Genomic DNA, 23453 nt, shown 5'->3' with positions numbered 1-23453 from the left:
ACCTTCCCGCGCTTATGTTGCACGGAAGGAGCAAATGACACAGAAACGGGTATTGCAGTTTTCTGAGCATAAAACTATACTCCCTGCATAGAGCAACAGCTTCTATGCAGTTTTAATGACAACCCACTTAATCTACGAATCCGCCAAGTTTCAGAAGATTAGTGGGTTTTCTCTTTTCTGGTCCCGGGTAGATACCTCATCAGAACCAGTTCCCTGCCACCTTAAGGCGTGGCCAGCCATCAACATTCTTTAAACGATCATCAATCTAGCATTTAGCTGAATGACTATCAACAAAGTTACTTAGTGACCGAATTATGGGTTGAAAATACGGGCTTTTTCACTCTGAATCCAGCGTTCAATCATCTGAGTCTGAGTCAATCCTGTGGTTTCACACAGCTGGACAAGATCATCTTTAAGTTGTTTATCGATAAAGACATTAATTGCTTTATGCGTTTCTTTTTTACGGGAAACAAACATTTTCTGTTTCTCTGCTCCCGATAAAGGTTGCCTTTTTCGATTGACTCGTTTCGTTTTCGATGAGGAAGTTCCAGCATTTTCAATCTGCGACATCTCTGCCTCCTCAGCAATTCAACATGCATTGTTTGCAGAGGATACTACAGAATTTTTAAATCAGCGACTGACTTTATGGACGTAACCCGCGTTGGCGCACGGTTTACGTCCGGGGATCGTTTAAGGCGTTATCAGTACGTCTGTTTCCAGTCCGTTCCCTTCGACCAGCGTGACGACCAGTGCTGCAGATAGCGTTGAGCAACAACAGGGTCATCCCACACGACCAGCACGTTCTCTGAATTGGCACGATCGGCGGCGCGACTGAAGTTGAACGAACCGACCTCCGTATTACGCCCGTCAGCGATAATCACTTTGTCGTGCAGGATCTTGTAGGTATCCACCGTCCGGACCGGTATACCCGCGCTGATCAGCAGATTCATGGCTGCACGGCTGGCCTTGTTACGCTCGCCGGTATTGGCTTTGTGGTCCAGAACGACTTTCACATCCACGCCCCGGCGTTTTGCTCCGACAAGCGCCCTGACCACCTCCGGAGACGTGAACGAATAGCCCATCAGCCGGATTTCCTGTTGTGCGGTCGTAATGGTTTTCAGAACCAGCTGCAGGGCGGTTCCTTCCGGGGAAAATCCGGTCTCGATGTTCGCGGCATAAACGGCCGGTACGGGTGCGCACAGGCTCAGGCTGACCAGTCCGGGCAGACACCATCTGAGGAGAGTACGATTTACTTTCACAGTATTTCCTTCACTGGATGAATTCAGAAACGCCGGGGGCGGGGGAAACTGGTTTTTCCCCGCCTCCGGGGTTGGACAACGACGCCCTGCGGAGGCGTCAGGCTTTTGTGGTATGACGGAACCAGTAGCATTCCGGCCCCTCCTCCCGTGGATGTACTGAACCAAGAAACCAACCCTTACCGGGCGGAGGAACCAGCTCCCATGCTGAAGCGTCAGGCGGGCCATCATCCCATCCGGCACAGAATGCCTCTGTAGACTCGTCACGCATACTCATCACGAAGCACTCCAGCTTCTGGACGCGCAACCACCACATCAGCTGTGGCGTGGTCTGGCAGCAACTCCGGATTAACGCCGGGTGTGTCCAGTAGCCCCGCGCATCGCGGTCAACCTCTACGGGCACAATCATTTTTCGTCCTCCCGGCGTTCAGTATGCGCTGTCGGTAAAGCTGTGCCGGATGCAGATATTTCGTCGGTTTCAGCTTCACGGTATTTCAGAAACTCACTGACTCGCCTGACCAGTTTCTCTGAGTCCCGGTCGCGCAGCAGCGGGATACCCGCCTGCCTCAGTACCTCTTCCAGCAGGATGTCGCGCCGGATACGCTGTTTTTTAAGATGTGAGGCGTCATCAAGTTCAATCGCGCCAACGATAGCAAAGGTGCGGATATCAACGATGACCACGTCGCAGTGCCACTGAGACGCCATGCGGAAGAGTTGCCACCAGGTCCGGGAACGTGGCCGGATGTGGGGAGCGAGTGTGGCAATATCCGCCACCCGGACCTGCGGGCATAACAGCCAGCGCTTACGGCTGGTATGCCTCAGCAGTGCCCGGTAAAAGTGTTGTTCCCGTGGTGTCATCAACGTGTCGTTTCCCACCCAGACCCGCTGGCGACACAATCGCTGCTCGGCCTCTGAGGGGCGAATCCCCAGGGCTTTCAGTGACATCAGGACCGGAGATGTCTTCGTTACGGCCCGTCCTTTCAGAAGCAAAACCAGAAACCCCAGCAGACTCAGCACAACAATGGTACTGCCTGCCATCATTAGTATTTTCGCCATGCTGTTTATTCCTTTGCCTCTGCCGGCAGCCTGTCCAGCAATGCGCGGCGAAAGGCGTTCGGCAATCCTCTCCCGGCCAGAACATCGGCAATCAGAGCCGACATGACGGAAATCAGCAGGACGTAGCGCAGGACAAATCCGGTCTGATGCACAAGGTCTGTGGCGGGCATTTCCCGCAGGGCGCTGAAGACCCGAACAGCATCCTGCGGAAATCCCCAGGCAAGAAAGCACAGACCAGCCAGCATCACCGCCGGCGCGTATATCAGCCCCCGGCTGACGCACCGTTGAACCAGGTCCAGAAGGGCAAGCATCTGACGGCGATACACGTCCGCATCCTGCAGAATTTCCCACTCCAGACGGGCCTTTTCATGGCGCGGCAGCATGGCCACCACCTGAATACCGTCGCGGATATGTACCTGCGGTGAGACCTCCGGCTTTCTCATCCGGTCGGTGTGACGGGTGTACAGGGCAAGCCCGGCCCAGAACAGCGCAACAGACAACGCAACCAGATAAAATTCACTCCCACGGGAAACAGGAGACAACAGAAGCATCAGAACCAGCGCAAGCAAGATGCCGCAGAAATAACAGAACAGCTGCTGCTGTGCGCGCAGAATAAAATATTTAAACATATTGATTCCTTTTTAGATAAAAATAACCTTTACCGCCGTCCTAATTTCATTATCGCCAGACCACAGTTTTCTCATACACCGCTATCACACCTCGCCTGATTAATTCCTCTTTAACGCGACCATAAAGCGCCATGCCTTTTGTATTACCGGACAGGGATTTAATATAGTTCATCAGGGATGAAGTATTCGCCGGGCGGTTCCCTGCAGATTTTTTACTTAATGACTGGACTTTATCGGTCAGGTGCAGCACTTCATCGTTACTGATTACCATAAGTGCCGCCTTCGGTTTCTCTGCAGAGCAAGGCGATGGTATACGGCAACATCGTCTCCCCGCCCTGCATAGCCCGGCAATGACGCCATCATAGCCTTTATCATTCGAGATAATATGAAATATCGTCTCTTCCGGTGCAGTCGCGCTAAGTCTTCCCAGCTCAAACACCAGATGGAAGTCCACATTATTTTTTGACACATTCGCAACCTGGAATACGCTTACCGATATATCACCTGCATACGTTACAGCTGGAAAACGTATAAACTCCTGCTGAGGCCCGGTAAATAAAATAAGGCGTTCATAACGGGACAGACGGACACTTTCAAGTGTACCAATATTTTCATAATCTACGAGAGCAATAATTTTTTCAGTCATCGTCATCCAGAATCTGTCTGCACGGACAGTTATGATGCCGCAGCCTGTAATGCGGCAAATATAAAATGAATACCTGTTGCTATTTCAGGCATACCCTCAGCTAATTTTCGTTACATCTATTAGCTGAGGATTCCCAGGTATAATTATCAGGAATGGGTAAATATAATTAAAGGGTCTGACTCATCTTTCGTTCAGCTCGCAGCAGCTCCTTCATCATGCGCTCACTGGCGTACTGCGCTTCCTCTGCAGTGACGGTCGCAACGGCATTCCCCTGCAGATCATAGCGGGAGGCCCCCACCTTCATCCGGGACAGATAGCCCGCAGACCGGGTCAGACTCTTCAGGCACTTAATGACCTGTTTATGCGACAGCGGCAGGTCGCGGTTCACAATGTCGGCAAACAGCTGCTCGCGCATTCCCGTCGCCAGCAGACGGGGTGAGTTTCCGTCGAACAGCTGTGGCCAGAATGCCTTCAGGGTCATGATGGCCTGTTCCGGCGGCAGCAGGCGAAGATAACGCACCGGAGGTGGCGTCTTTACCGCTTTATCCGGCGCCGGCGCAGCGTTGCGCGCGTCGGCTTCGGCCGCTTGTTTAGCCTTCTCAAGTTTCGCTTTCTTTGCCTTCCAGGCCGGCGGGGACGAGACCACCACGACCTTCTTTCGGCGCACCACACCAGGAGCAGGGGTTGCCTCTGCGGGGGCCGTGCTGTTCTCCGCCGGTTTTCGTTTCAGGCTCAGTACAGGGCGTTTTTCTTCACTCATAAGGGGCCATATCAATAAAAGCTACAGGTCTGTGCTATACGATACGCTAACGGTATCATCGTTTCACCTCGCAATGCAGTGGACACAACGATGATGTCCCCTTTGTCACGTTTACGGGCAATGTGCCCGCCCCCCGGACCTGTGTCCGGTTTTTTTTTACATCGAGACGACAATACCGAGTACCGCCAGGTGAACGGCATAGAACATCACGAAGAACTGCCGTGGCCAGAAGCGTTTCACACGCTCTCCGGCAGATGAGCACACCATCAGCGCCAGCAGAGCAATCGCCAGCCCGGCCACTGATTCACTCAGGTCATTCATATTCATCAGCAACACCATGAGGGCCCACAGCACCCCGTATCCCAGCCGTTCCGGTGCATGCTGTGCGCGACAAAGCAGCCAGCTGGCGGTGAGCATACCCACTCCGGCCATGCCGTAGCTGGCGGTCGACAGGGGTATCCAGGTGACAAGCAGTCCAGCCGCCGGGAGGGTGTAATACCAGGACGGCTGGCTGACCCACCGCAGGACCTGGCCCGTAACGGCAAAGGCGAACAGAATATTCCCGGAATACCACGGGTACCCGATGAGCATAAACGACACCTGGGCGACCAGCGCCCAGCCCCACAGGCTGTTCAGCTGCGACTGGCGTATTTCCGCGTGCCGGGCCAGATTCATTCCCCATGCCAGACCGAACAGCGGAAAACAGCCCCGTCCCAGCAGGCGCATCACTTCATTGTTTCCGGCCAGCAGTAAGCCGGTGTGGTCAGTCACCATCAGTACCAGTGCGACCGTTTTAATCATATCCGTTTGTCCCGGTGCCCAGGTCAGCAGGCGATGAAGCCAGCGGTCTGTCGCACCTGGAAATGTGTGTTGTGCTCTCATGTTTTTTTCCTTTTAGCGCTCCGGCAGACTGCCCGATTTTAATCGGGGAGGCTGCCGGAGCAGACAAGCCGCAGGCGCGTCAGTCGCCCCCGAGGGTTTTCTCGCGGTTAAGGTCACGAACCATGTCCCGCTCCACAGCCTGCAGACGCTCACGCTGCAGACGTTCTGAGGCCACCTGTTGAATCGCCTCCTCCTGGCGCCGGAACTGAGGATCATCCGGTAGCGTCGTTTTCTCCGTACCCGGCCGGTCACGCTCCAGTCCGCGAATGACGTCCCCGATAACCTCTTTCACCCGGTCCGCCGGCTCGCCGGCTTTACGCGCCTCCCCGGCCATTTCCCGGGCAGTCTGTTCCGCCTTTTTTTCCATTTCCCGGCGCTGCTGCTCTTCTGCCGCCCGCTGTGCCAGTACCTCTGGCGGGAGGATAATGTCAGCCCCGGCCTGCGGTACCGGAGCCACCGGCGCCGGTTCAGCCCATACCCGCCCACCGGTTATGGCCCCGGGGTTCCAGGGGCGGTCATCACCGGCCAGCCGCACCACCACCCCGGTATCGGGATTGTCGCGGGCCATTCTGACCCCCTCCCCCATATTCCCGGCCAGCAGGCTTTCACCATTGCGGCTGTTCTGCAGCGCCACAAACCGGGCGTCTTCATTGCCCATAATTCGTCCCTCTCCGCCGATGGCCTCCAGCCGTCCGTCCCGATCGGTCAGCGGGCTGAGCCAGATACCGGCGGCTTTCCCGTTTTTATCAAATGCCGGCAGCGCCACATGCGGCTGAGGGTACTTTTTCCCCGGAGAAATGAATTTTCCCGGTGAATTTCCCTGAGCCAGACCGGACTGCTGCAGGGCTGCCCGGCCAGCGGCGGTTTCATCCAGTGGCCTTGCCCGCCCGAACAGCAGATCGGCGCTTTTCACCGCCCGGTCGTTACGGGGTTCAAGAATATCGTGCGCCGTCGCTTTCTCAGGTGAATGCTTGATGGCCTTTATCCAGCCCTCACGGCTGTCGGTGTAAACCTGCACATGCTGTTTCATGCGGGATAAAGCCACATAGGCAGACTCAAAGCTGGCCATCTGTTCCCGACCACCGGCCACCCCTTCCAGCGCGATGGCATACGGTTCGCTGGCCCCCTGGGCGCCGTGAGCCGTGATGGCGTAGGCGAGGTCGATATGCTGCTGCGCCTGATCCGCCTTCGGGGTCAGCGTGCGGGTGGTTTTGCCATCAGACAGCGTGACACTGTCACCCGCAACAGACTGCACCTCCCAGATACTGTTGGCCACATAGCCGCGCTCCGGGTCACTTTTGCTGAAGCGCATTCGGTCCCCCTGAGACACGGTGATCTTTTCCTGGCGATAAAGCGTCACACCTTCAGCAGAGGCTTCACGGGGAGAGATATATCGCTCCTTTCCGTCACTGTCTGTCAGGGTGATCAGCTGATTATCCTTATCCACTTTGCTGATACGGTGGTATACGTTATCAACCAGCGCCACCGCCTCCTTGTGAGCCGTCCAGGTCGACAGTTTGCGCAGTTCACCGTCACGGATGTTACTCGTGACCAGCACCGGCAGGGTGATTTCCTCTTTGCCGGTTTCCCCGTTCTCCCGCCGTGCGTCATGGATCAGACTGTTCAGCGCCCGGCGGTCCTTATTCAGATGGGTGATCACCAGCGTCTGCGACTGTGCCTCCGGGGTCCGTCCGGTATAGTCCTTCACCAGCGCCTCGTAGAGCGTCGCGGGCTGACCTGCCGGCAGGGTTTTCCCCTCGCTCAGCGCCTTTTGTATCGCCTTTTCCTGCGTCGGCGTGAATTCCACCACAGAACTGCCCGGCGCCCAGGCGCCTTCTTTTCTCGGCACCTGCTCCGGCGTGACCTGCTCGATGGTGGTCAGGGCGCGGTGCACATCCCGCTCAATCAGGCTGTAGACCGCCGGTCGCAGCTCAGGTATCTGGCGCACAATCTCTTTCATAATGGCAACGTCGGCGGCGCTGCGCTGCTGCGTCAGCCTGAACGGCTGGCCCGACGCGATGGGCGGCAGCTGGTCGGTATCCCCGCTGGGCACCGCCCGTCCACCGCCGGCGGCGATGAGGGAGTGGGCTTTTGCCATATCGGCCAGCCCCACCATCGAGCTCTCGTCGAGCAGGAACAGGGTGTTGCTGAAATCGGGTGTCTGGCCATTGCGCTGCAGCAGCTGCGTGTCGTGGAGGAACGACGCCGTCGTGCGCGCGTCCACGCCGGCACTCTGCATTTCCCCGACCGCGCGATGCGTCGGCGCCAGACCGATGACGCGCGGACGGGTCTCTTCCGGCAGCAGACTGATGGCACTCATGACTGCCCGGAACTGGGTGGTTTTCCCCACCCCGGCATACCCCTGAACCACCGTGAACCGGTCCGTGCTTTCCAGAATCATCCGGGTCGCCGCCCGCTGTCCGGCGGTCAGGTCCGTCATCAGACTGGCCGGCACGCGGTCCATCAGGGGGGCCACCGCGTCTTTGCCTTCCAGCACCCGGGTCAGGATGCTTTTCTCGGCGTCCCAGGCCTGACGGGATATCAGCAGGTCATTGCCGCGGCCGGGCGCCACCGGTACATTCAGCAACTGCCCCGACCTGATTTGTGCCTGAATGGTCGTGTCGATGTCCGCCATCGAAACCTTCCCGCCCCCGGTTTCCATTGCCGTCGCCAGCAACTGGGGCCGGGAGAAGGTCAGGTCCTGGCTCTCAAGCAGCGGGATGGCCAGGTGAATGGCCTGTTCAGCCGGGGTATGCAGTCCGGCCTTCTGCTGCGCAATGGCCGCATCCAGGTCCGTCTCGCCGGATCGGGCCTTCAGCTGCTCTGAGACCACGCTGAAGGCGGTATGCCGCGACAGCTTCTCCGTCGTGCGCGCCGCATCCTGCGCCGAGTACAGCCGGAGGTGACTTCCGCTCTGCGCCAGCTGGTTGAGGGTGGCGTTATCCAGCTCACGCTGCGTCACCGACGCAAAGACCGTTGCCGTCTCGCTAACCGACCGGCCGGGACTTTCCACCCAGCCGTGGCCGATTTTAATACCGTCAAACACGCCCGCGCCCACGGACAGGGTCTGCGTGGTTTTCTGCCCCGGCCGCTGTACCGTCAGCTGCCCGTCCTCCACTTTCATCACCGTGACGCTCTCCCCGCCCTTCAGGCGTGTGTCCGGTATCTTCCCGAGCACCGCCAGACGTTCCCCCTCGGCCACCGGCAGTGTATCTGCCCGGAACAGCGTCCACTGGCTGTCGACCGCGGAAACCTTCAGATCCAGACGGACCCCTTCCCGGTCTTTCAGGGTCAGCATATTGCTGCTCCCGGTCACCCGGTCAATGACAAAGCGATCGTGCGTCCGGGTCTCCGGATCCCAGCGTTCCATCACCATCCCCTCCCGGTAATAATCCCGCACGCCCCGGCTTTTGCTGTCCAGCCATACCGGCGTCAGGGCTGTAATGGTCGTGTCTTTCTCACCCAGCACTCCCTCATTTCTGAGGGAGTCACGGATAAGGCCGTTGAGTACGCTCTGTTCACGCGTCCCGCTGATTTGCGCCACGCTTTCCAGCCCTTCACGCACGCTGACGGCAAACTCCTGTGCCAGCCGGCTGTAGCGTGCGCCTTTATCCGGTTCACTGATGATGTCGGCTGTGGTCTGATGGCCACCCTGCCAGCGATACGTATTCACGCCGCTGTCCTTCAGTACGGTCAGCGCGCTGCCGGTCCCGCTGCGCTTCCCGCTGTCGGAGAGCAGGACCTGCACGTTATGGCGCATCGCGCCATCGAGCAGGGAAATCGTTTCCTTCAGGCTCAGCTTCTCCGCCTGATCCACGATGAGTGTTCCGCCCGGAATAAACGCCGTCCCGTCCTGCAGGGCGGATTTACCGGTTACCGTTTCCCCGGCCAGACGCACATCCCCGGCGAGAAAATCACGTGAACGGTTATCGGCCGCCAGGATATGGACGTCGCGCCCCTGCTCCCGGGCCATCAGGGTTAACTCGGCCACCCGCTCCCGCTGGCCGGTTGCACCGCCCTGACCGGAAACGATACCCATGACCGGGCGATCCTGCGCCAGCACGCTGACGGCATCGCTGAAAGGAACCTGGCGCACCACAGACGCATCGGGCGTGACGGAGACATGATTCTGGCGCTGCACCTCCTGACTCAGGGCTTTGACGGCGAGTTCATCGAGAACGTGGATGTTTGAGGTGAACAGGCCTTTCTCGCGATCGAGAGGGATAAGCTGCTCCCGTTCAATGGCGGCATCGATGCCCTTTCTCGCCAGCTCAAACACACCGTCCTTCGCCTCCAGCTGGCCGACCGTGCGTGCCAGCAGGTCGGCATACGTGAACTGCACCTTGCGGTCGCTGAGACCGGCAATCGCTTTCGTCACCACATCCGTGATATCCGGACCGTCAGTGTTCACCGGTGCGGCAGGTGCACGGGTCAGCTCTGCGGCTCGCGCATCGGCGGCCTCACGGTACCCCCGGATGTCAAACCCGGTCTCCTTCAGCGTGTTCATCCACTCCACCATCTTCTCTGCCGGATCGATGGCTTCTTTCGACTTTCGGGTATCGAGCGCGGCCACATCCCGGGACTTCAGGGAGGCATCGGGTCCGGCGGCCTCCCTGAGTTCCTGACTGCGGGTGGAAAACGACTCAACCGGCACGCCCTCCATCTCCCACATACCGTTCTTACCCGCATCCACTGTCCTGTAACCCAGAGACTCAACATCGGCCCTGAGAGTGTTCTGGTATATCTTTCCGAAAGCGATGCGGTTGGCCAGTATGTTTTCGGAAAACCCGGTTTTACCGACGGTATCGCTGGCCAGCGTCTGCCATTTATCGCCGTTCTGTGTCGCATTGATAACCACGCTGTGCGTGTGTATCTGTGGGTCCTGAGCGCGCGATGTATCGTGGTTAAAGCGGGCAATAATCAGATTCCCGGTCAGGACTGTTTCAGAAACGCCGTCTTTCTGCACCCGCGTGCTGGCCAGGGACTCCACCTGATTAAGAGCCACTGTCACCGCGCGATTATGAGCGTCGATAAGACGCTTATCACCACCCAGCATAGCCAGCATCGATACACTCTTCGGTGCTGAGAACGTCAGATCGTAGCCGGGCCTGTGCTTATTCACGCCATCCTGAATCCGGGTCAGGTCGCTGCCATCAGGTAGCTTTCCCTGCAGTAGCTCCGTGAAGATCTGCTTGTCTACCTTTCCTTCAAGCCCCAGCGCTTCTGCGCCTTTACCCTGCCAGCGCTCCTCCATGCTCCCGATAACGTAGTAGTTGTCTTTCTCTGTGTAGTAGTTACCGGCACTACCCGCCGATTTAACCTGGCTGAAACTGAGCATCAGAAATTCCCCCCAATTTCGAGATCATCCTGCTCATCGTGGCGGTGGCTGTGGTTGATATTGACCTCTTCACGCCGCTGCATATCCCGCTGCGTCTGCTCATCAGCCCAGGCGTCATACGCCTGCATGTCTTCAATCACACCGTCCTCGTTCATACCGGCCGGCAGCATGGCCTGCCCCTGTTCTGCGGACTGCTGCGCCAGTACCTGTTCTGTCCCGCCTGCCGCTGCAGCAGGGGTACCGGCAGAGGATGCTGTTGCGGCAGTTCCGGCCGCTGCGGCTGCTTTTGGTTTGATCAACGGTACGGTCGTGACCCGCAGGACGGGAGGCTCAGCTGTCCTGGCGGAGGGTTCCGCTGCCGGACGCTTTGTTGTCGGCGGCGATTTTACCGGTGCAGGAGTTACCGTCATTACTGCTGGCGCAGGCTGACTGACCGGCTCAGGCTGTTCACCGGCGTGACTGCCGGCATCATCTGGCCCGGATGCCGGGGCATCCGGCGTGAAAAGCGCCCTGGCAAGACTGCCTTCAGCTTCCCGCGCTTCAAGCAGCGCACTGAGCCGCGCATCCACCCGCGCATCGAGAGTGCGAGGAATAAATCCTTCGGCAATTTTCGGACGCGGTTTGTATTTGAGGGCCAGTTTCACGGCCGGATACGGCCCGGGCAGCGTGACATAGCAGGACAGGTCAGGCAGCGTCTGAATATCGGAGTAACTGACCAGCGTTTCCCGCTCTTTTTCTTTCCCGGTCGATACACCATCACGCACCGGGTCAGCACCGTAAGAATACTGCTCGCTGGCCTTGAGGATTTCCTTCTCACCAATTTCACCGGCAGCAAACTCCGCAATCTCCTTACTCGGTGAGCGGAAGAAGGCCCGGGTGTTCATCACGTCAAAGAGCGTGGCGGCAGGCTTGACGCCATAGATATCTTCCAGCTGGGCATAGGACTGAATACCGAACACATAACAACCACCAAATTTACGCGCCTCCGGGAGGATTTCGACCAGGTCCGGCAGCTTGTGCAGCGTGGGGAGCTCGTCGGCGAAAATCCACACGCGCCGGTTACGGTTCTCCCCCATCGCCAGCAGGCCGCGGATAGCAATTGACAGCCACATCGAGATAACCGGCTTCAGGGAAGCATGGGTGTCAGCGTTGGAGGAGATAAACAGCCAGCCATTGGGTCGGTCCTCACGGACACCGCGCATCCAGTCCCGGATAGTGAACGGCTCGCCGTTCTTCTCAATGCCCTGCAGGTAGCGAATAGCCTTGACGTAGTTGGTCAGCACGGCACGAATGGAGATGGCCGTTTTCTCAATTTTCTCTTCAACCAGGTTCGCTGCCGGCGTGTTCTGCAGATAGGCGCGCAGCTTGTCGATTTTAATGGACAGCATGGTATCGACCAGCTTCTCGTAGCTGCGATCCTTGTCTTCACGCATCAGGTACGCGCCTTCGGCAAAGATAGTGCGACCGGAGCCCTGCCAGAACGGGTCTTCTTTGGTACCCATCGGGATAAGGGTGTTGGAGATGTTGTCGAAGTCCGGCAGCGTCAGGCACTCTTTCCACAAATCCCAGGCCGCGCAGCGCGAGTCCAGCGGGTTGAGGATTTTATCCAGTGACGGGTCGTAATAGCTTTTGACGAACTCACAGGAGCGATCGTAAATGATGGCCATATCGCCCCGGGCACGGACATAATTCAGTAGCCGGCGGATCACTTCTGATTTACCGGAACCCACGGTACCGTGGAGGCAGAAGTTCTGGATTTCGGAGTTTTTAAGGATAGGCAGGTCGCCAATTTTAATATCGGAGGCCACACCATCACGCTTCATCTGACGGGCCACTTCTTTGGGTTTATCGGAAAGCTGGCGCCCGCCGGTGTTCTCATCCTCACTCTGCTGTTTCCCCTGGCGGCCCAGCACCCAGCTGGCGATGAAGAACGTCACGATACAGATAACAAGAGAAACCACGGCAGCAAAGGCGAAACCAGTCCACAGCTGCTCTCCACACCAGATAGTATATTTATCGGCCAGGATTTGTTCTGAGGTATATTCCAGCGACTGGCCGTAATACTGAATGGTGTATACCGGCTGGGAGCGAATAATATCGCGCATCGGACCCAGCGTCGTACACCACCAGTATACGCAGCCGTTCACAAAGGTCTGCCAGCTGAGCCGGTACATCAGCATCAGTCCGCACAGCACCCAGAATAAAATAAACAGCACGTAGAAAATAATATTGGCAATCTGACCAAACATGCGAAAGCGCATATTGGCGATCTGACCGCCCTGCGTCATATCTTTGGCATTGAAACTCATGGCACTAATCCGTCAGTAAAGTATTAGGGTCGGAAGGACAAATTAATCAGCGGAAACACACCGGCACAGAAAACAGGATTACAGTCATGCCCGGATCCATAGATGGCCAGGCCGGATACTGGCTGCTATTCAGAGGTTATGCAGAAGCTATAGCCCTCTGAGCCAGGGCAATGTCCGCCTTTAATGTATGACTTCGCCACCTGCCGTCCGGCCTCATCGACCAGGGCATGCAGTGTGGATGGCAATGTTTCAGCCGTGTACTGCAGGCAGACGCAGTAGCATTTCACCGGAGGTTTAATCATATCCGGACGTTCAAACCAGCCGGTCGACGGGAAAATCCGTGTGCCGAAGAGCCTGTCAGAAGGAAACTGAGTCTGCACGGACCAGGCAAACACGTCGTCAGCGCTGTCGCGGCGATTGACGCCGGGGATATACAGATTTTCAGCTTCGCGGACAACACGGGAGGCAAGAGAGGACAAGGCGGAGTCATCCGTGCTGGCCGGGCCTTCCACACATATGGAAAGATGGAAGTATTCCGTTTTGCTCTGTGCTTCTGGCTTTGTATTGGGAATAACTGACGCCGTGTCTCGCTTACGTCCCGTGGAAGACGTCATTAATTTTCGGAAAAAGACACCTGCGATGAAAACAAGCAGAAGAATAACTAACGCGCTGCAGATATACATGATGTGGTCACTGAAGAGAGAACAGACCTCGCGATGTGACAGGGAATCAATTCCCCCCGCTGCAGGATGTGGGTAAATATCGCCAGGCATCAGTTCATGTGCATCAAGAGACCTGACAGGTTCAGATATTGTCATAAATAACCTCTACTCAAATAAAGACGAAAAGACACCGCCAAAGGCGGCAACGCCTCACAGATGCACAAATAAATTGCGCAACTGTTCACCGTTTATATTAGGAAAAAACCGTAAAAATTAAGAAATGAAGAACAAAAGGTTTACTAACCGAACGATTAGATTCGGTTAGTAGAGAGCAGGAACTCAGTTGTTATTGCAGTTTTATTTCTTTATTTTTAACCGATTCAATAACAGACGTCAGAGTAGTTAACTGATAACGACCGAGATCAATATTCATCACCATAACCGTAACTATTATGCAGAAGAATGTTATTACACAGAAGATAATAGAATCTAGATGAGTAAATGAAAAATAAAATGCTAAACATGGAAATATAAATAAGATACAGACCCCATACATCTTACATTTAGCCAGAAGAAAATTAACAAACCTTGAATTTTTCCTGAATGATTCAGGTAGCGAAAGAAAATAAGATCGCGTTTTAGCTGTCACTACGATGGAAAAAAAACCCATCGCACCCGCAAAAACCATAACTGTTATTTTATCAATACCAGAAGCATAATCACTTAGCCAGTACGAAAAATAGGATGAAAGAAGAAACCATAACATACATGTCAGTCCAGGCCAGATACAACTCCAGAACGAGGGGATCATCAAATCCTTCTCAGTCAGAATCCGTTTTAACTCTTCAACTTCACTTTGTATTATTTGATGGGTTATCATCCCTTCCTCCCTATCTCTTTGATTTATCGTTTTCTAATTTTGTTGCCTTATCCAGTAGCTCTTTGGTTGAGTCCGCGCCAGGCAGTCTGGTATGATGTTCTTTCTTATCATTATAAGAATTTTTGAAATCATTTTCTTTTGTTTTGTGGTCTTTTTCCAGTTCAGCATTCTCTTTTTTCACCTCAACACCTTGCTGTTGTATTTTTTCTCGGGCTTCCTGATGCTGTTGTTTATTCTCTGCAATCATCCCATCCACTTTTTGCCCCACATCATCCTTAATACCCGCCTCTTTGGTCATGGCATCAATACGGCCGGCATTATGTCCGTAGTCCGCCATGACCGAACCATTGTCGCCACCGCCTGACACCCCAGACATATTCTGACCGATGCTTTCGCGACCCTGTTGATACGCACCATCAACCCTGGGTTCAACCTGCTCTTTGACGAATTCACGCGCCAGGGCTTCACGCTGCGCCGCAACTTCAGGAGAACTGGTGTTGGTCAGAATAGTTTCAGCGTCCTGAGGTGCACGATGCTGAACAAAGTTCGCAAACTGCTGAGTGAGATTCTCGCTCATCTGGCCAGTCATGCTCTCTGTACGCGAAGCCATCTCACTGTACTCGTGGCTGCGTGTCCGGCTGCTTGTATACTGGTCATAGCTGTTTTTGGCACTGGAGAGTGACGCGGCAAACTGGTCAACACGCGAACTGGCATTGTTATCGGTGTTATTGCCTGATGTGGTTGTTTTATGGCTGGTAAAGTAATCGGATGCTTCCTTAAAGTCTTTCGCCGCCTGAGTGCTGGTATCATGGCGATTATCTTCAGAATGCCTACCTGATCGTCCAACAGTATCCGTTGACCCCGTACTGGCGGCACCACTGGCTGCCACTTTAACACCACCAAATATACTGCCTCCGGTAACCCAGCTCCCTATTTTCCCAAGAGCTGCATCAGAAGAATCAATTTTAGCACCGCCATACAACTCACCCGATATTGTTCTTTTTCTTGACTCATCCATTAAATTCTGGAAAGACTGCTCATTGCTAATGTTGTTGGCTTTCGCATTAGCAACAACCGCATTCCACATTTTGCTTCTGGCCATCGAATCCTGCGAAGACTCGGTAGTATCGGCCCCGGTCGTTGTTGATGCACTGTTCCCTTTATTGGTGCCAAATTGCTGCAGACTATTCCAGGCACTGGTGACGCTGCTGTTATAACCATGCAGTGCGCTTTCGGCCTGGACATCGGCCTCCCTGGCCATCTGCTGCTGCGCACTGGCTATCTGACGACCGACGTTGATATCCACCGGCAGTTTTGACATGGCGCCACTACTGTCCAGGACCGTTGAACCATCCCGGGTCTGGGTACTCATCCCTCCATTCCCCAGCTGACGCGACATCTGTCCGAAACTGGTTGTGCTGTTCGTTCCCCAGCTGTAGCCGCTGACGTTCTCCATCTGCATGTTGGCAAACGAGTAATTGCCGTCCACCACGCCGGAAGCCGCCTGCGATGTTGCACCAAGCCCGGAAGAAGAAAAATGGCTGTAGGCACTGGAGAAGGCTGCTCCCATGCTCTTCACGATCCCCCACGACAAAGGCGGTATCATCACGGCAATATAGCCCGCGGTGGTCGCAATATCCGAGTTTTTGAGCTGAACCTGCGAGAGTTCAGACAGCACCACCGGCACACCGTTTTGTCTGGCGTAATACGCCATTGCGCTGTTCAGGATGGCGAACAGTAATGGCCACGTCTGCAGCCAGATAAGCGCAAACACATACCCCTTTAGCACCTGCAGCGTCATCATATTAAACATGGCGGCCATCACCATGATCGGGAACATCCCAATCATTATCCCCATGATAACGGTCTGCATCAGCGGAAGTGTGCGAAGCGCCTGGTGCCCCATTGTGGCCTGTGCCAGCCGCTGCTTTTCAAGGGATGATGTGTTAGCGATATTGACCAGACTGGCGGTATCGCCGCTGCGGGCTGCATAACTCTGGATCCCGCTGCGCAGGGCGTTCATCGTGACGTTCTGGCGGATAATCTGCCCGGCGCTCTGTCCTGAGCTGTAGAAGTAATTGTAGCTGTCGCCAATCATCTGGCTGAAAAGCAGATCGGGATTAGGTTTGCCGCCAAACAGCTGACGAACATAGTAGTTCCAGGTTTTACCGCCTGTCTGGGTATCCAGTGCAAGGCGTTGTTTCAGCTCCGTCGCCGCCTCCTGGCAACTGATAAATGTGGTACCAAGATAGTTTTTATCCAAAAAATTATAGCTGTTATTGGGAACCTGGCGCAGTGGACTCGGGTTTGCAAAAATCAGGGTGTACGGGTCAGGTGAATTCAGTAAATCCTCAAAAGAGTACTTATGATTGAGGAAAATGTCGCCCATCACACAGTTTTGTACGTAATCGGAGAACAGCGTCGTAATTTCAGGATTTTGTGATAAAAAATCCGTACTTTTCGCGACCAGATTACTGCCAAATAGCATCCCCGTTTTACTGTACGTGACACTGTCCGGCAGAGAGAAGACCATCTCATAACTCTGGATAAGCGCGTTTCCCACCCGTGTTGTCAGCGACGCCGGAATGGCCAGACCAATTGGAACATTATCGACTTCATAGACCTGCGCAACGTTACTGTAATCGATGATCTGCACAGGGGTGCGAATGACAACCAGCATAGAGACCAGGGTGAGCGAAAAGACCCAGCCAATCAGGTCCATTACGTTGTGTTTTTTTACCCAGCTCCCCGCCACAATGAGTACCGAGATGGCGATACACATCTTTTCTATGGTCGACCATGTGCCGGTCCCCATAAACGCCGCAATCGCGTTCAGGTTGCCCCGTAACCAGTCACCGCCTGCAATGGCATATATCTCAAGCATTACTGATTCCCCCCAAAATGATAGTTATTCTGGTAGCGGGTCATCATGCGGGCAGAGACCTGCTGGCGCATGTAACTCATTTGTCTGTCAACCACAAGCAAGGCGTCCTGCTGGACCTGAACGCGGGACTGGAAAGCGGCAATCTGGACACTCGCCTGGTTGAGGTTTTCCATGATCATATCCATTGTCGACTGGGGATAATTACCGGTTGAGATCATCGCCCGGGCCTGCTGGATAAGTTCCTGAATGTACTGCAGCAGGATGTCGTAGCCGATATAGTCCGTCAGCTGGTAAATAAGTGAGTTAGACACCCCGAGCATCTGCGGATCGACCAGGTATTTGAACACCGGGATGGTGGTGCTGGAGATAAACCCTTTCTCCTGCTCCGTCAATGCGACGTCCTCTACGGCCTTGTTCTGGATACTGCTCAGCAGAGCTGATATCTGATTTTTCAACGCCTTCTTGTCAGAAATCGTCACGCTGGCATCGGCCACCACCTTCAGGCACTTATCCGAATCATTGCAGTGGTAGATTTTCGCCGTGCCGCCCTCCATCATGGCTTTAATCAGATCCTGGTCGGTGGTGCGTGCCGGCAGCGGGGTAATTTCACTGTTCTCACCAAAAATCAGCGTCCCGGTCAGGGTCATGACGAATTCCTTCAGCTCCTTGTTGTCATCAAAGAGCCGGTTTTTGGACAGGGCATTCCACATAATGTTGATATTCTTCATCACACGCTCCTTGTCCTTATCGCTGGCTTTATCCTGCACTTTGTCCATCTGCCCCCCCACCGAACAGCCCTGACGGGAAGCCGCCCAGTCCGAAAAAATGTTGCTCTCGCCGGCAATGTCCTGGCAGACCTTTTGCTGCGCCACCTGGGTCCGTGGAAACAGACCGCCCACAATGCCCTGTGCGGCCTGGCAGGAGCTGAGGTTCATGCTGTTAATGTCGCTCGCCATCTTCTGAAGGAAATCCTTCGCGGTTTTGATCTCCGGAACCGTAGTCTGCAGGGCAAGGTCAAAGAAGTAGCCCGCGGCGTTGGACATAATTTGTTTGGCAAAGCGCTGCAGCTGCTCGCTGTTGATAAAGGAGAACGACCCCAGGTACGCATCGATGCCGCCGCAGCCGGCGTTAATATCCGGCAGGGTCATGCTGACCAGCTGGATCGTTTTCACCTGCGTTCTTGCATACAGCGAACCGCCGGAGGCGTAGCCCGCAGCCTGTCCCTGCCAGACCTGCGGCTGGCTGGTATTGGACGCAAACCCCAGCTTATTGAAGAAGTTATTCATGTCACCGTTAACATCTGCAGCCGCCGTCAATGACACCCCTAGCAACATCCCACAAAGCACCGATAATGGTTTACGGATGAACATCAGGCTCTCCTTCTTTCATTTTATTTTTCCGTCGAAGGTTGCGGTTTAAATATCTCTGGAAGCTTTTTTCAAAGGCATATTCAAACCAAAAAGCTAGTTCGGCAATGAGTACCCCCAGTAAAGCCGTTGCCAGACAACCAATGGAAAGCGAGAAAAGAATAAAGGGAACGAAATACATCAGGACATTCCACTGATTGATGATGTTATTTGCCGACTCCAGTTTTTCCGGCGGGGTTAACAGGTCAGTGAACACATTGAAAAAAGCATGGCTTCCCCACCACAGAAATAATCCGGCAAAACCAAACATAAAAGCGAGACAATAATAAACATCGAATCTCTTTTGCCGGGATAACTTCAGGCGTTTATTTCTTTCCAGTACGGGTATCGAAGAATATATTTTGTTGAGATTATCCATTATTCGGGTTCTCCATCATCTGAAATACCGTATCCACTCTGGCCATAAAGCCCTGCGCATCCGTGGCGCCCTGCAGGATCGGGTACGCAGCCAGCGTGTTTACGTTCACCAGAAACGTGGTCGGTGTAGCCACCGGGATATTGGGGAAAAAGGTCTGCATCACGTCAGGAGGCGCCGGCAGAGACTCCGGAAACGCGTCATCACCCTGTCCGTCAATGGTGTAAGAGAACACGGAGAAGCCATACTGTCCGGCCAGCTGCTTCAGCACCGGGTCAAATTTATGACAGTAGGGACAGTGTCCCTGCATGAACAGCACCACTTTCCAGTCGCGCAGGTCCACCTGCTTTCCGTTGCTGAGTCGTAACCAGCGTGGCTGAGATGCCCCGCTCACCGCCTGGGGAATGTCGCTCTGCGGGAAAGCTGTTTCACTACCGGAGATTCCCCGCGGATCCCAGAGCGACTTCACCTCATCGAGCGTTCCCGCCTGTGCCATCCCGGCCAGAGCAAGGGAAAGAGCCAGCGCCGCCAGCGGCGTCTTAGCGATGTTCTTCAGGCTGCTTTTCACAGGCTTTCTCCTCTTTTTCGGCTTCAGCAATCAGGGCGTTAAGAATGCGGTATCCCCCAAACACCACCATACCCAGCCCGAAGATTTCCCCGGCCTGGACGGCCAGCTCAGGCTGCTTTCTGACAAGCCGGGCTATCAGGTGGAAAAACACGCCCACGGCCAGCACCCACATCCCGGTGATATCTAAATCCGGAAAACGAATATTTCGCATGACACACTCCTTAGAAATTCGGTTTAAAGTCGCTGGAGACATAGAGGAACTGTTTCGCCAGGTCGTCCTGACTGATAAAGCCGTAACTGAGAGGCTTAACCTGGCCACTTTTCGGGTTAACCAGCATCATCGCGGGGAAGAACTTCACGCCAAGCTGCTCTGCCTGGCCCTGGTCCGTCCGGCTGTCGGGCAGCATGGGGTTAATCACTCCGTCAACCGACACCGGTATCACGCTCAGGCCATAGGTTTCGCGAAAATTTTTAATCACCTGGACCAGCTGGCCATCGATCGCTTCCCGGCCCCGGTAGAAGAACATCACGCCGTAGTGCTGTGCGAGGGTGGAGATAGCCTGTCGCTGTTCGGCATAGTCGGCAGCGAGCTGGTTTTTTACCGTGCCGTTGTAGTAGCTGTGCTGCAGGTTGTAATCGAGTTCGGGGTTTTCCAGCATCGCTTTCTTCGCACTCATCGAGAACAAACCTGCCTGCTGCGTCCAGTAGTTCTGCAGCCGGAAATACTTCACGAAGTTTTCAGACGATGGATACAGAATGGCCTCGTACAGCGACCGTTTGGTGGCCGCCTGGAGTGTGGCGAGTTTCTCCAGAATATCCATTTGCGGCGGTGGTGCCGCTGGTGCGGCTGGCTTTTCCTCATCACGGGGCTTCAGTTTCTCGTTGTACCACTGCCAGCCCGCGTCTTTGGCGAAAGCCGGCATCAGGGTGCAGCAAAGGCACCCCGCCAGCATGGCGGCATGTATTGTTCGCATGGCAAATACCCTTTTATGAATTATTGCGACTGGCGTGACAGATGTTGATAGACACTGTATTTATCGAGCTGGCGCTGTATCTTTCCTGCATCATCACGGGCTTCAAAGCGGTAACCGCTGCAGTACAGAGGCAGATGATTTATCTGAAGGTCCACCCGCTCCCCGTCCCTGATCACCCACGCGGCCTGAGAAACAGTGTCGCACTGGATCCCCCAGGCCCGGTTGGTTGTCATAAATGCGTTAACCTGCCTGTCCCGCCACAGGCTGTACGACATAATGCTAACCAGGAGAAAGACAAACACCCCGACAAACACCATGACCAGCCCGTATGCTTTTTTCTCTTCCATTGACTCTCCTGGTCACATAATAAGGAATAGCGGCATGCTCAGTACTGAAGATATAAAAGCCTGCCGGTCCGCTGGCAGTTTCTGGAAAGCAGGTGAGTACTGAGCGGCCATCTGAACCAGTTCGGACGAGTTAATCAGGAACCTGTCTGTATGCAGAGAGATATCCGCAAGAACAGCCAGCACCATAACATGATGCTCCTGGGGTAAATTCTCTTCATTCAGAATGTCTATAAATTTCTCAATCGTGATATATCGATTCATCTTTGCTTTTCCTTGCATTTATAACTTTCTCCAGGACTGAGAAAAATAAATAACACACAGACATGGCAAAGCCAGCCATAAGAATAAAGACCACACTTTCGACATAATCACTTCCCGACGTCCCTTTGACTGCATCCCAGGAGAAATAAATCACCGGAGAAATAATGATTACTGTCAGTGTTAATCTCAGGACAAAATCAATGGCAGGCTGTTTGTGAAAATTAATTTTCATGATTATCGGTCTCTTTATTAGGCAGCATGGTTTATTGCGCGGATTGCTGACTCATGATTTCCTTAATTCGTTCTCTGGTTTTATTGGTGAGCACATCGTTTTCCGGTATTTTTTGATTTTTCATCAGGTCGTCCATAAAGTTGGTGAAATCAAGCATGTTAAAGTCGATCCTCTGGAGCTCTTCAACCGTAATCCCCCGACAGTCAGGACTGCTGGCGCCGCCAAAACCGATATGCAGCTGACCGTTTCTTCCCTGCTGCTGAACGATCTGCGCCAGTTTTGAGTCGAACTGGCAATAGCTCCTTTTTTTCTCCAGGCAAATACCCAGAACCTTTTTAGAGCAGAATTCCCCGATACTGACCGTCAGCTTGTCTTTTTTCGCTTTGGCCAGCGCCTTTTCCTCACTGCTGCAGCGTGCCAGCCCCACATCCTGGCCCCAGCCGCTGTCTTTGCAGCAGTTACTGAAGCCTGCAGCAAATTTCTTACAGAACTTCGCTTTTCCGGTGAAGGCCCGGACATCCACCCCGTTCAGTGCCGCGACGTCCTTCCCCGCAGCAGCCAGTGCCGCCAGCTCAGACACCGCCTGCCCAAAGTCGTTGCTCTTCCCGGACGTGGCTTTATCACATTCACCATCAAGGCAGAAGACATCACCGCCGCAGATCATTTGCTTGCCACTCGTCCTGGTTTCGCAGGAATACGTTGCATATTCATGCAGGCACGTACCTTCCTCACTGGAGAAGGCGCACTGACGGGATGACAGGGTACAGGCCGTATTTTTCATCAGGCTTTCACAGGAGCCGTTGTCCGCCGGCTGCGTGAGCCAGGTATCCTTATATTTCCAGCAGGCCTCCGTGAACGAGTAATCCCTGCCTCCGAGGGTGATGGTTCGCGTTCCTCCCGGGCTGATACATTCCTCGCCCGTTTTTGTCCCTTCATCCTTACTGAACGGACAGCTTTCAACCCAGACGACTTCAGGCGCGTAGACGGTTTCGGTTTCCTCCATCACCAGGGTGACCGTGACCTGTACGGGTTTCTGGCTACCCGATGATACGGTCCGTGATGTTTTGCTTACGGCAAAGTTCTGCCCAGCAGTGACCGCTTTGTCCACACCAAACGACTGATGAATCTTCCCCTGCCCGTCATAGGTATATTTCGTACAATGCGTGTTCTGGCCGCCTGAACATATCGATTCTGATCGTGGCCAGTTGATCACATCAATGGGGAACGTTCGTTCAAAGAGGGTCAGGCTTTCACTCACTGCACTCTTGCAGCTATCCCGCACCTTCCCTTCGGAATCGCATTCTTCAATCCAGGGGATCACCAGAGGCTCACCATCCACCGAGGCATTCAGCAGACGACCGTTGGTCGGGATCGTCAGGTTGCCACTCCATTGCCGGGTATTCCGGGCATAATTCAGCGTCACCACCTGCTGATAGGTTCGGTTAACTTTCTGTGTGGTGGCGTTATCCTTCAGGGTCGCTTCCCGTGTGCAAAAATTTTCCACCTGCAGATCACGTTCGCAGGTATGGTTTGTGAACTCACTGCGGTTCACAACCTGGGCGGTACAGGACTGTCCGGTATCGCCGACAATGCTGTCGGCACGGGATTCTGTATCCTTTGCGGCCTGAATAAACGGCGCATCCTGAGATATCTGATCCGGTGGCCGGTTCGTGAACGACTCCGTAATCGCTTTGCCGGTATCTCCCTGGCTGAACTCCAGGGCTGAATCGCTTTTCAGAGAGCTGTCTCCGCTGGCAGTGACGCCGCCATAGTATTTTGTCTGATCAGGGCTGTCGGTATACCCCGGCAGGTTTTGCTCACCACTGAAATTTTTCAGTGAGTTCAGACCATTGCCCTGCACCTGTTTCGCAAAATCCGAACCAGCTTTATAGTCGCTTCCACTGTCAGCGCAGGCTGGGGATGCCAGCCAGATAAAGGCGCTCAGGACAAAAAAATGCGCATGATGCACGGAAATAACCGTCTTCAT

At 54.5% G+C, this 23453-nt stretch carries 22 protein-coding genes; all 22 read right to left on the bottom strand.

Annotated elements, in window-relative coordinates:
* A partial coding sequence (tap, locus tag DBR02_RS26535; protein WP_107535775.1) for a RepA leader peptide Tap occupies positions 1-70 on the bottom strand: 70 nt, incomplete at its 3' end.
* Positions 71-312: 242 nt separating this feature from the next.
* Positions 313-570 carry a replication regulatory protein RepA gene (locus DBR02_RS26530; RefSeq protein ID WP_022644919.1) on the bottom strand — a complete coding sequence of 86 codons (258 nt, stop codon included), beginning with the start codon at positions 568-570 and terminating at the stop codon, positions 313-315.
* A gap of 131 nt (positions 571-701) precedes the next feature.
* Entirely contained in the window at positions 702-1259 is a 558-nt protein-coding gene (locus DBR02_RS26525) for a phospholipase D family nuclease (RefSeq protein ID WP_022644920.1), read from the bottom strand.
* A 97-nt stretch (positions 1260-1356) separates the two neighbouring features.
* Positions 1357-1665 (bottom strand): hypothetical protein, encoded by a 309-nt coding sequence (locus DBR02_RS26520; RefSeq protein WP_022644921.1) that lies wholly within the window; start codon positions 1663-1665, stop codon positions 1357-1359.
* Complete coding sequence (locus DBR02_RS26515) at positions 1662-2312, bottom strand: DUF2726 domain-containing protein (protein WP_020315132.1); 651 nt, start codon at positions 2310-2312, stop codon at positions 1662-1664. Before DBR02_RS26515 ends, DBR02_RS26520 begins: the two co-directional genes overlap by 4 nt.
* 5 nt (positions 2313-2317) lie before the next feature.
* Positions 2318-2941, bottom strand: coding sequence for a hypothetical protein (locus tag DBR02_RS26510; RefSeq protein ID WP_022644923.1), 624 nt, complete (start codon positions 2939-2941; stop codon positions 2318-2320).
* Positions 2942-2990: 49 nt separating this feature from the next.
* Positions 2991-3593 (bottom strand): PIN domain-containing protein, encoded by a 603-nt coding sequence (locus tag DBR02_RS26505; RefSeq protein WP_162301190.1) that lies wholly within the window; start codon positions 3591-3593, stop codon positions 2991-2993.
* A 160-nt stretch (positions 3594-3753) separates the two neighbouring features.
* Positions 3754-4347: a fertility inhibition protein FinO gene (locus DBR02_RS26500; protein ID WP_023280883.1), complete on the bottom strand. Its 594-nt coding sequence runs from the start codon at positions 4345-4347 to the stop codon at positions 3754-3756.
* A 156-nt stretch (positions 4348-4503) separates the two neighbouring features.
* The gene (traX, locus tag DBR02_RS26495; protein WP_107535771.1) at positions 4504-5229 is read right to left on the bottom strand and encodes a type-F conjugative transfer system pilin acetylase TraX; all 726 of its coding nucleotides are present in this window, start codon (positions 5227-5229) and stop codon (positions 4504-4506) included.
* Positions 5230-5308: 79 nt separating this feature from the next.
* Positions 5309-10567, bottom strand: coding sequence for a conjugative transfer relaxase/helicase TraI (gene traI / locus DBR02_RS26490; RefSeq protein ID WP_107535770.1), 5259 nt, complete (start codon positions 10565-10567; stop codon positions 5309-5311).
* On the bottom strand, positions 10567-12876 hold the full coding sequence (gene traD / locus DBR02_RS26485; RefSeq protein ID WP_064343438.1) for a type IV conjugative transfer system coupling protein TraD: 2310 nt from the start codon (positions 12874-12876) through the stop codon (positions 10567-10569). The genes traI and traD overlap by 1 nt, the downstream gene beginning before the upstream one ends.
* 125 nt (positions 12877-13001) lie before the next feature.
* The gene (locus DBR02_RS26750) at positions 13002-13694 is read right to left on the bottom strand and encodes a hypothetical protein (RefSeq protein WP_009309879.1); all 693 of its coding nucleotides are present in this window, start codon (positions 13692-13694) and stop codon (positions 13002-13004) included.
* Positions 13695-14428: 734 nt separating this feature from the next.
* Positions 14429-17302 carry a conjugal transfer mating-pair stabilization protein TraG gene (gene traG / locus DBR02_RS26470; RefSeq protein WP_107535769.1) on the bottom strand — a complete coding sequence of 958 codons (2874 nt, stop codon included), beginning with the start codon at positions 17300-17302 and terminating at the stop codon, positions 14429-14431.
* Positions 17302-18672 carry a conjugal transfer pilus assembly protein TraH gene (gene traH / locus DBR02_RS26465; RefSeq protein ID WP_009309877.1) on the bottom strand — a complete coding sequence of 457 codons (1371 nt, stop codon included), beginning with the start codon at positions 18670-18672 and terminating at the stop codon, positions 17302-17304. Before traH ends, traG begins: the two co-directional genes overlap by 1 nt.
* Positions 18659-19087 carry a hypothetical protein gene (locus DBR02_RS26460; protein WP_004152689.1) on the bottom strand — a complete coding sequence of 143 codons (429 nt, stop codon included), beginning with the start codon at positions 19085-19087 and terminating at the stop codon, positions 18659-18661. The genes traH and DBR02_RS26460 overlap by 14 nt, the downstream gene beginning before the upstream one ends.
* The gene (gene trbB / locus DBR02_RS26455) at positions 19080-19652 is read right to left on the bottom strand and encodes a type-F conjugative transfer system pilin assembly thiol-disulfide isomerase TrbB (RefSeq protein ID WP_009309876.1); all 573 of its coding nucleotides are present in this window, start codon (positions 19650-19652) and stop codon (positions 19080-19082) included. Before trbB ends, DBR02_RS26460 begins: the two co-directional genes overlap by 8 nt.
* Complete coding sequence (traQ, locus tag DBR02_RS26450) at positions 19624-19863, bottom strand: type-F conjugative transfer system pilin chaperone TraQ (RefSeq protein ID WP_009309875.1); 240 nt, start codon at positions 19861-19863, stop codon at positions 19624-19626. The genes trbB and traQ overlap by 29 nt, the downstream gene beginning before the upstream one ends.
* Positions 19864-19873: 10 nt before the next feature.
* On the bottom strand, positions 19874-20626 hold the full coding sequence (gene traF, locus DBR02_RS26445) for a type-F conjugative transfer system pilin assembly protein TraF (protein WP_042946327.1): 753 nt from the start codon (positions 20624-20626) through the stop codon (positions 19874-19876).
* 20 nt (positions 20627-20646) lie between these two features.
* Positions 20647-20973, bottom strand: a complete 327-nt coding sequence (locus DBR02_RS26440; protein ID WP_004194451.1) for a hypothetical protein — start codon at positions 20971-20973, stop codon at positions 20647-20649.
* Between the two features lie 12 nt (positions 20974-20985).
* The gene (locus tag DBR02_RS26435; RefSeq protein ID WP_004152675.1) at positions 20986-21234 is read right to left on the bottom strand and encodes a hypothetical protein; all 249 of its coding nucleotides are present in this window, start codon (positions 21232-21234) and stop codon (positions 20986-20988) included.
* On the bottom strand, positions 21212-21466 hold the full coding sequence (locus tag DBR02_RS26430; protein WP_004195500.1) for a conjugal transfer protein TrbE: 255 nt from the start codon (positions 21464-21466) through the stop codon (positions 21212-21214). Before DBR02_RS26430 ends, DBR02_RS26435 begins: the two co-directional genes overlap by 23 nt.
* A gap of 31 nt (positions 21467-21497) precedes the next feature.
* Positions 21498-23453 carry a type-F conjugative transfer system mating-pair stabilization protein TraN gene (gene traN / locus DBR02_RS26425; protein ID WP_107535768.1) on the bottom strand — a complete coding sequence of 652 codons (1956 nt, stop codon included), beginning with the start codon at positions 23451-23453 and terminating at the stop codon, positions 21498-21500.

It is taken from the genome of Enterobacter cloacae complex sp. (assembly GCF_900322725.1).
Taxonomy (GTDB): domain Bacteria; phylum Pseudomonadota; class Gammaproteobacteria; order Enterobacterales; family Enterobacteriaceae; genus Enterobacter; species Enterobacter quasihormaechei.
This window is presented reverse-complemented; position numbering and strand designations above follow the sequence as displayed.

Excerpts from the sequence above, each read along its gene's own strand:
- traD (WP_064343438.1), bottom strand. The coding sequence starts at position 12,876 with ATGAGTTTCAATGCCAAAGATATGACGCAGGGCGGTCAGATCGCCAAT.
- DBR02_RS26520 (WP_022644921.1), bottom strand. The coding sequence starts at position 1,665 with ATGATTGTGCCCGTAGAGGTTGACCGCGATGCGCGGGGCTACTGGACA.
- traN (WP_107535768.1), bottom strand. The coding sequence starts at position 23,453 with ATGAAGACGGTTATTTCCGTGCATCATGCGCATTTTTTTGTCCTGAGC.
- DBR02_RS26435 (WP_004152675.1), bottom strand. The coding sequence starts at position 21,234 with ATGAATCGATATATCACGATTGAGAAATTTATAGACATTCTGAATGAA.
- DBR02_RS26510 (WP_022644923.1), bottom strand. The coding sequence starts at position 2,941 with ATGTTTAAATATTTTATTCTGCGCGCACAGCAGCAGCTGTTCTGTTAT.
- traX (WP_107535771.1), bottom strand. The coding sequence starts at position 5,229 with ATGAGAGCACAACACACATTTCCAGGTGCGACAGACCGCTGGCTTCAT.
- DBR02_RS26530 (WP_022644919.1), bottom strand. The coding sequence starts at position 570 with ATGTCGCAGATTGAAAATGCTGGAACTTCCTCATCGAAAACGAAACGA.
- traF (WP_042946327.1), bottom strand. The coding sequence starts at position 20,626 with ATGCGAACAATACATGCCGCCATGCTGGCGGGGTGCCTTTGCTGCACC.
- DBR02_RS26460 (WP_004152689.1), bottom strand. The coding sequence starts at position 19,087 with ATGGATAATCTCAACAAAATATATTCTTCGATACCCGTACTGGAAAGA.
- DBR02_RS26440 (WP_004194451.1), bottom strand. The coding sequence starts at position 20,973 with ATGGAAGAGAAAAAAGCATACGGGCTGGTCATGGTGTTTGTCGGGGTG.
- traI (WP_107535770.1), bottom strand. The coding sequence starts at position 10,567 with ATGCTCAGTTTCAGCCAGGTTAAATCGGCGGGTAGTGCCGGTAACTAC.
- traG (WP_107535769.1), bottom strand. The coding sequence starts at position 17,302 with ATGCTTGAGATATATGCCATTGCAGGCGGTGACTGGTTACGGGGCAAC.
- traQ (WP_009309875.1), bottom strand. The coding sequence starts at position 19,863 with ATGCGAAATATTCGTTTTCCGGATTTAGATATCACCGGGATGTGGGTG.
- DBR02_RS26430 (WP_004195500.1), bottom strand. The coding sequence starts at position 21,466 with ATGAAAATTAATTTTCACAAACAGCCTGCCATTGATTTTGTCCTGAGA.
- traH (WP_009309877.1), bottom strand. The coding sequence starts at position 18,672 with ATGTTCATCCGTAAACCATTATCGGTGCTTTGTGGGATGTTGCTAGGG.
- DBR02_RS26515 (WP_020315132.1), bottom strand. The coding sequence starts at position 2,312 with ATGGCGAAAATACTAATGATGGCAGGCAGTACCATTGTTGTGCTGAGT.
- DBR02_RS26750 (WP_009309879.1), bottom strand. The coding sequence starts at position 13,694 with ATGACAATATCTGAACCTGTCAGGTCTCTTGATGCACATGAACTGATG.
- DBR02_RS26505 (WP_162301190.1), bottom strand. The coding sequence starts at position 3,593 with ATGACGATGACTGAAAAAATTATTGCTCTCGTAGATTATGAAAATATT.
- DBR02_RS26500 (WP_023280883.1), bottom strand. The coding sequence starts at position 4,347 with ATGAGTGAAGAAAAACGCCCTGTACTGAGCCTGAAACGAAAACCGGCG.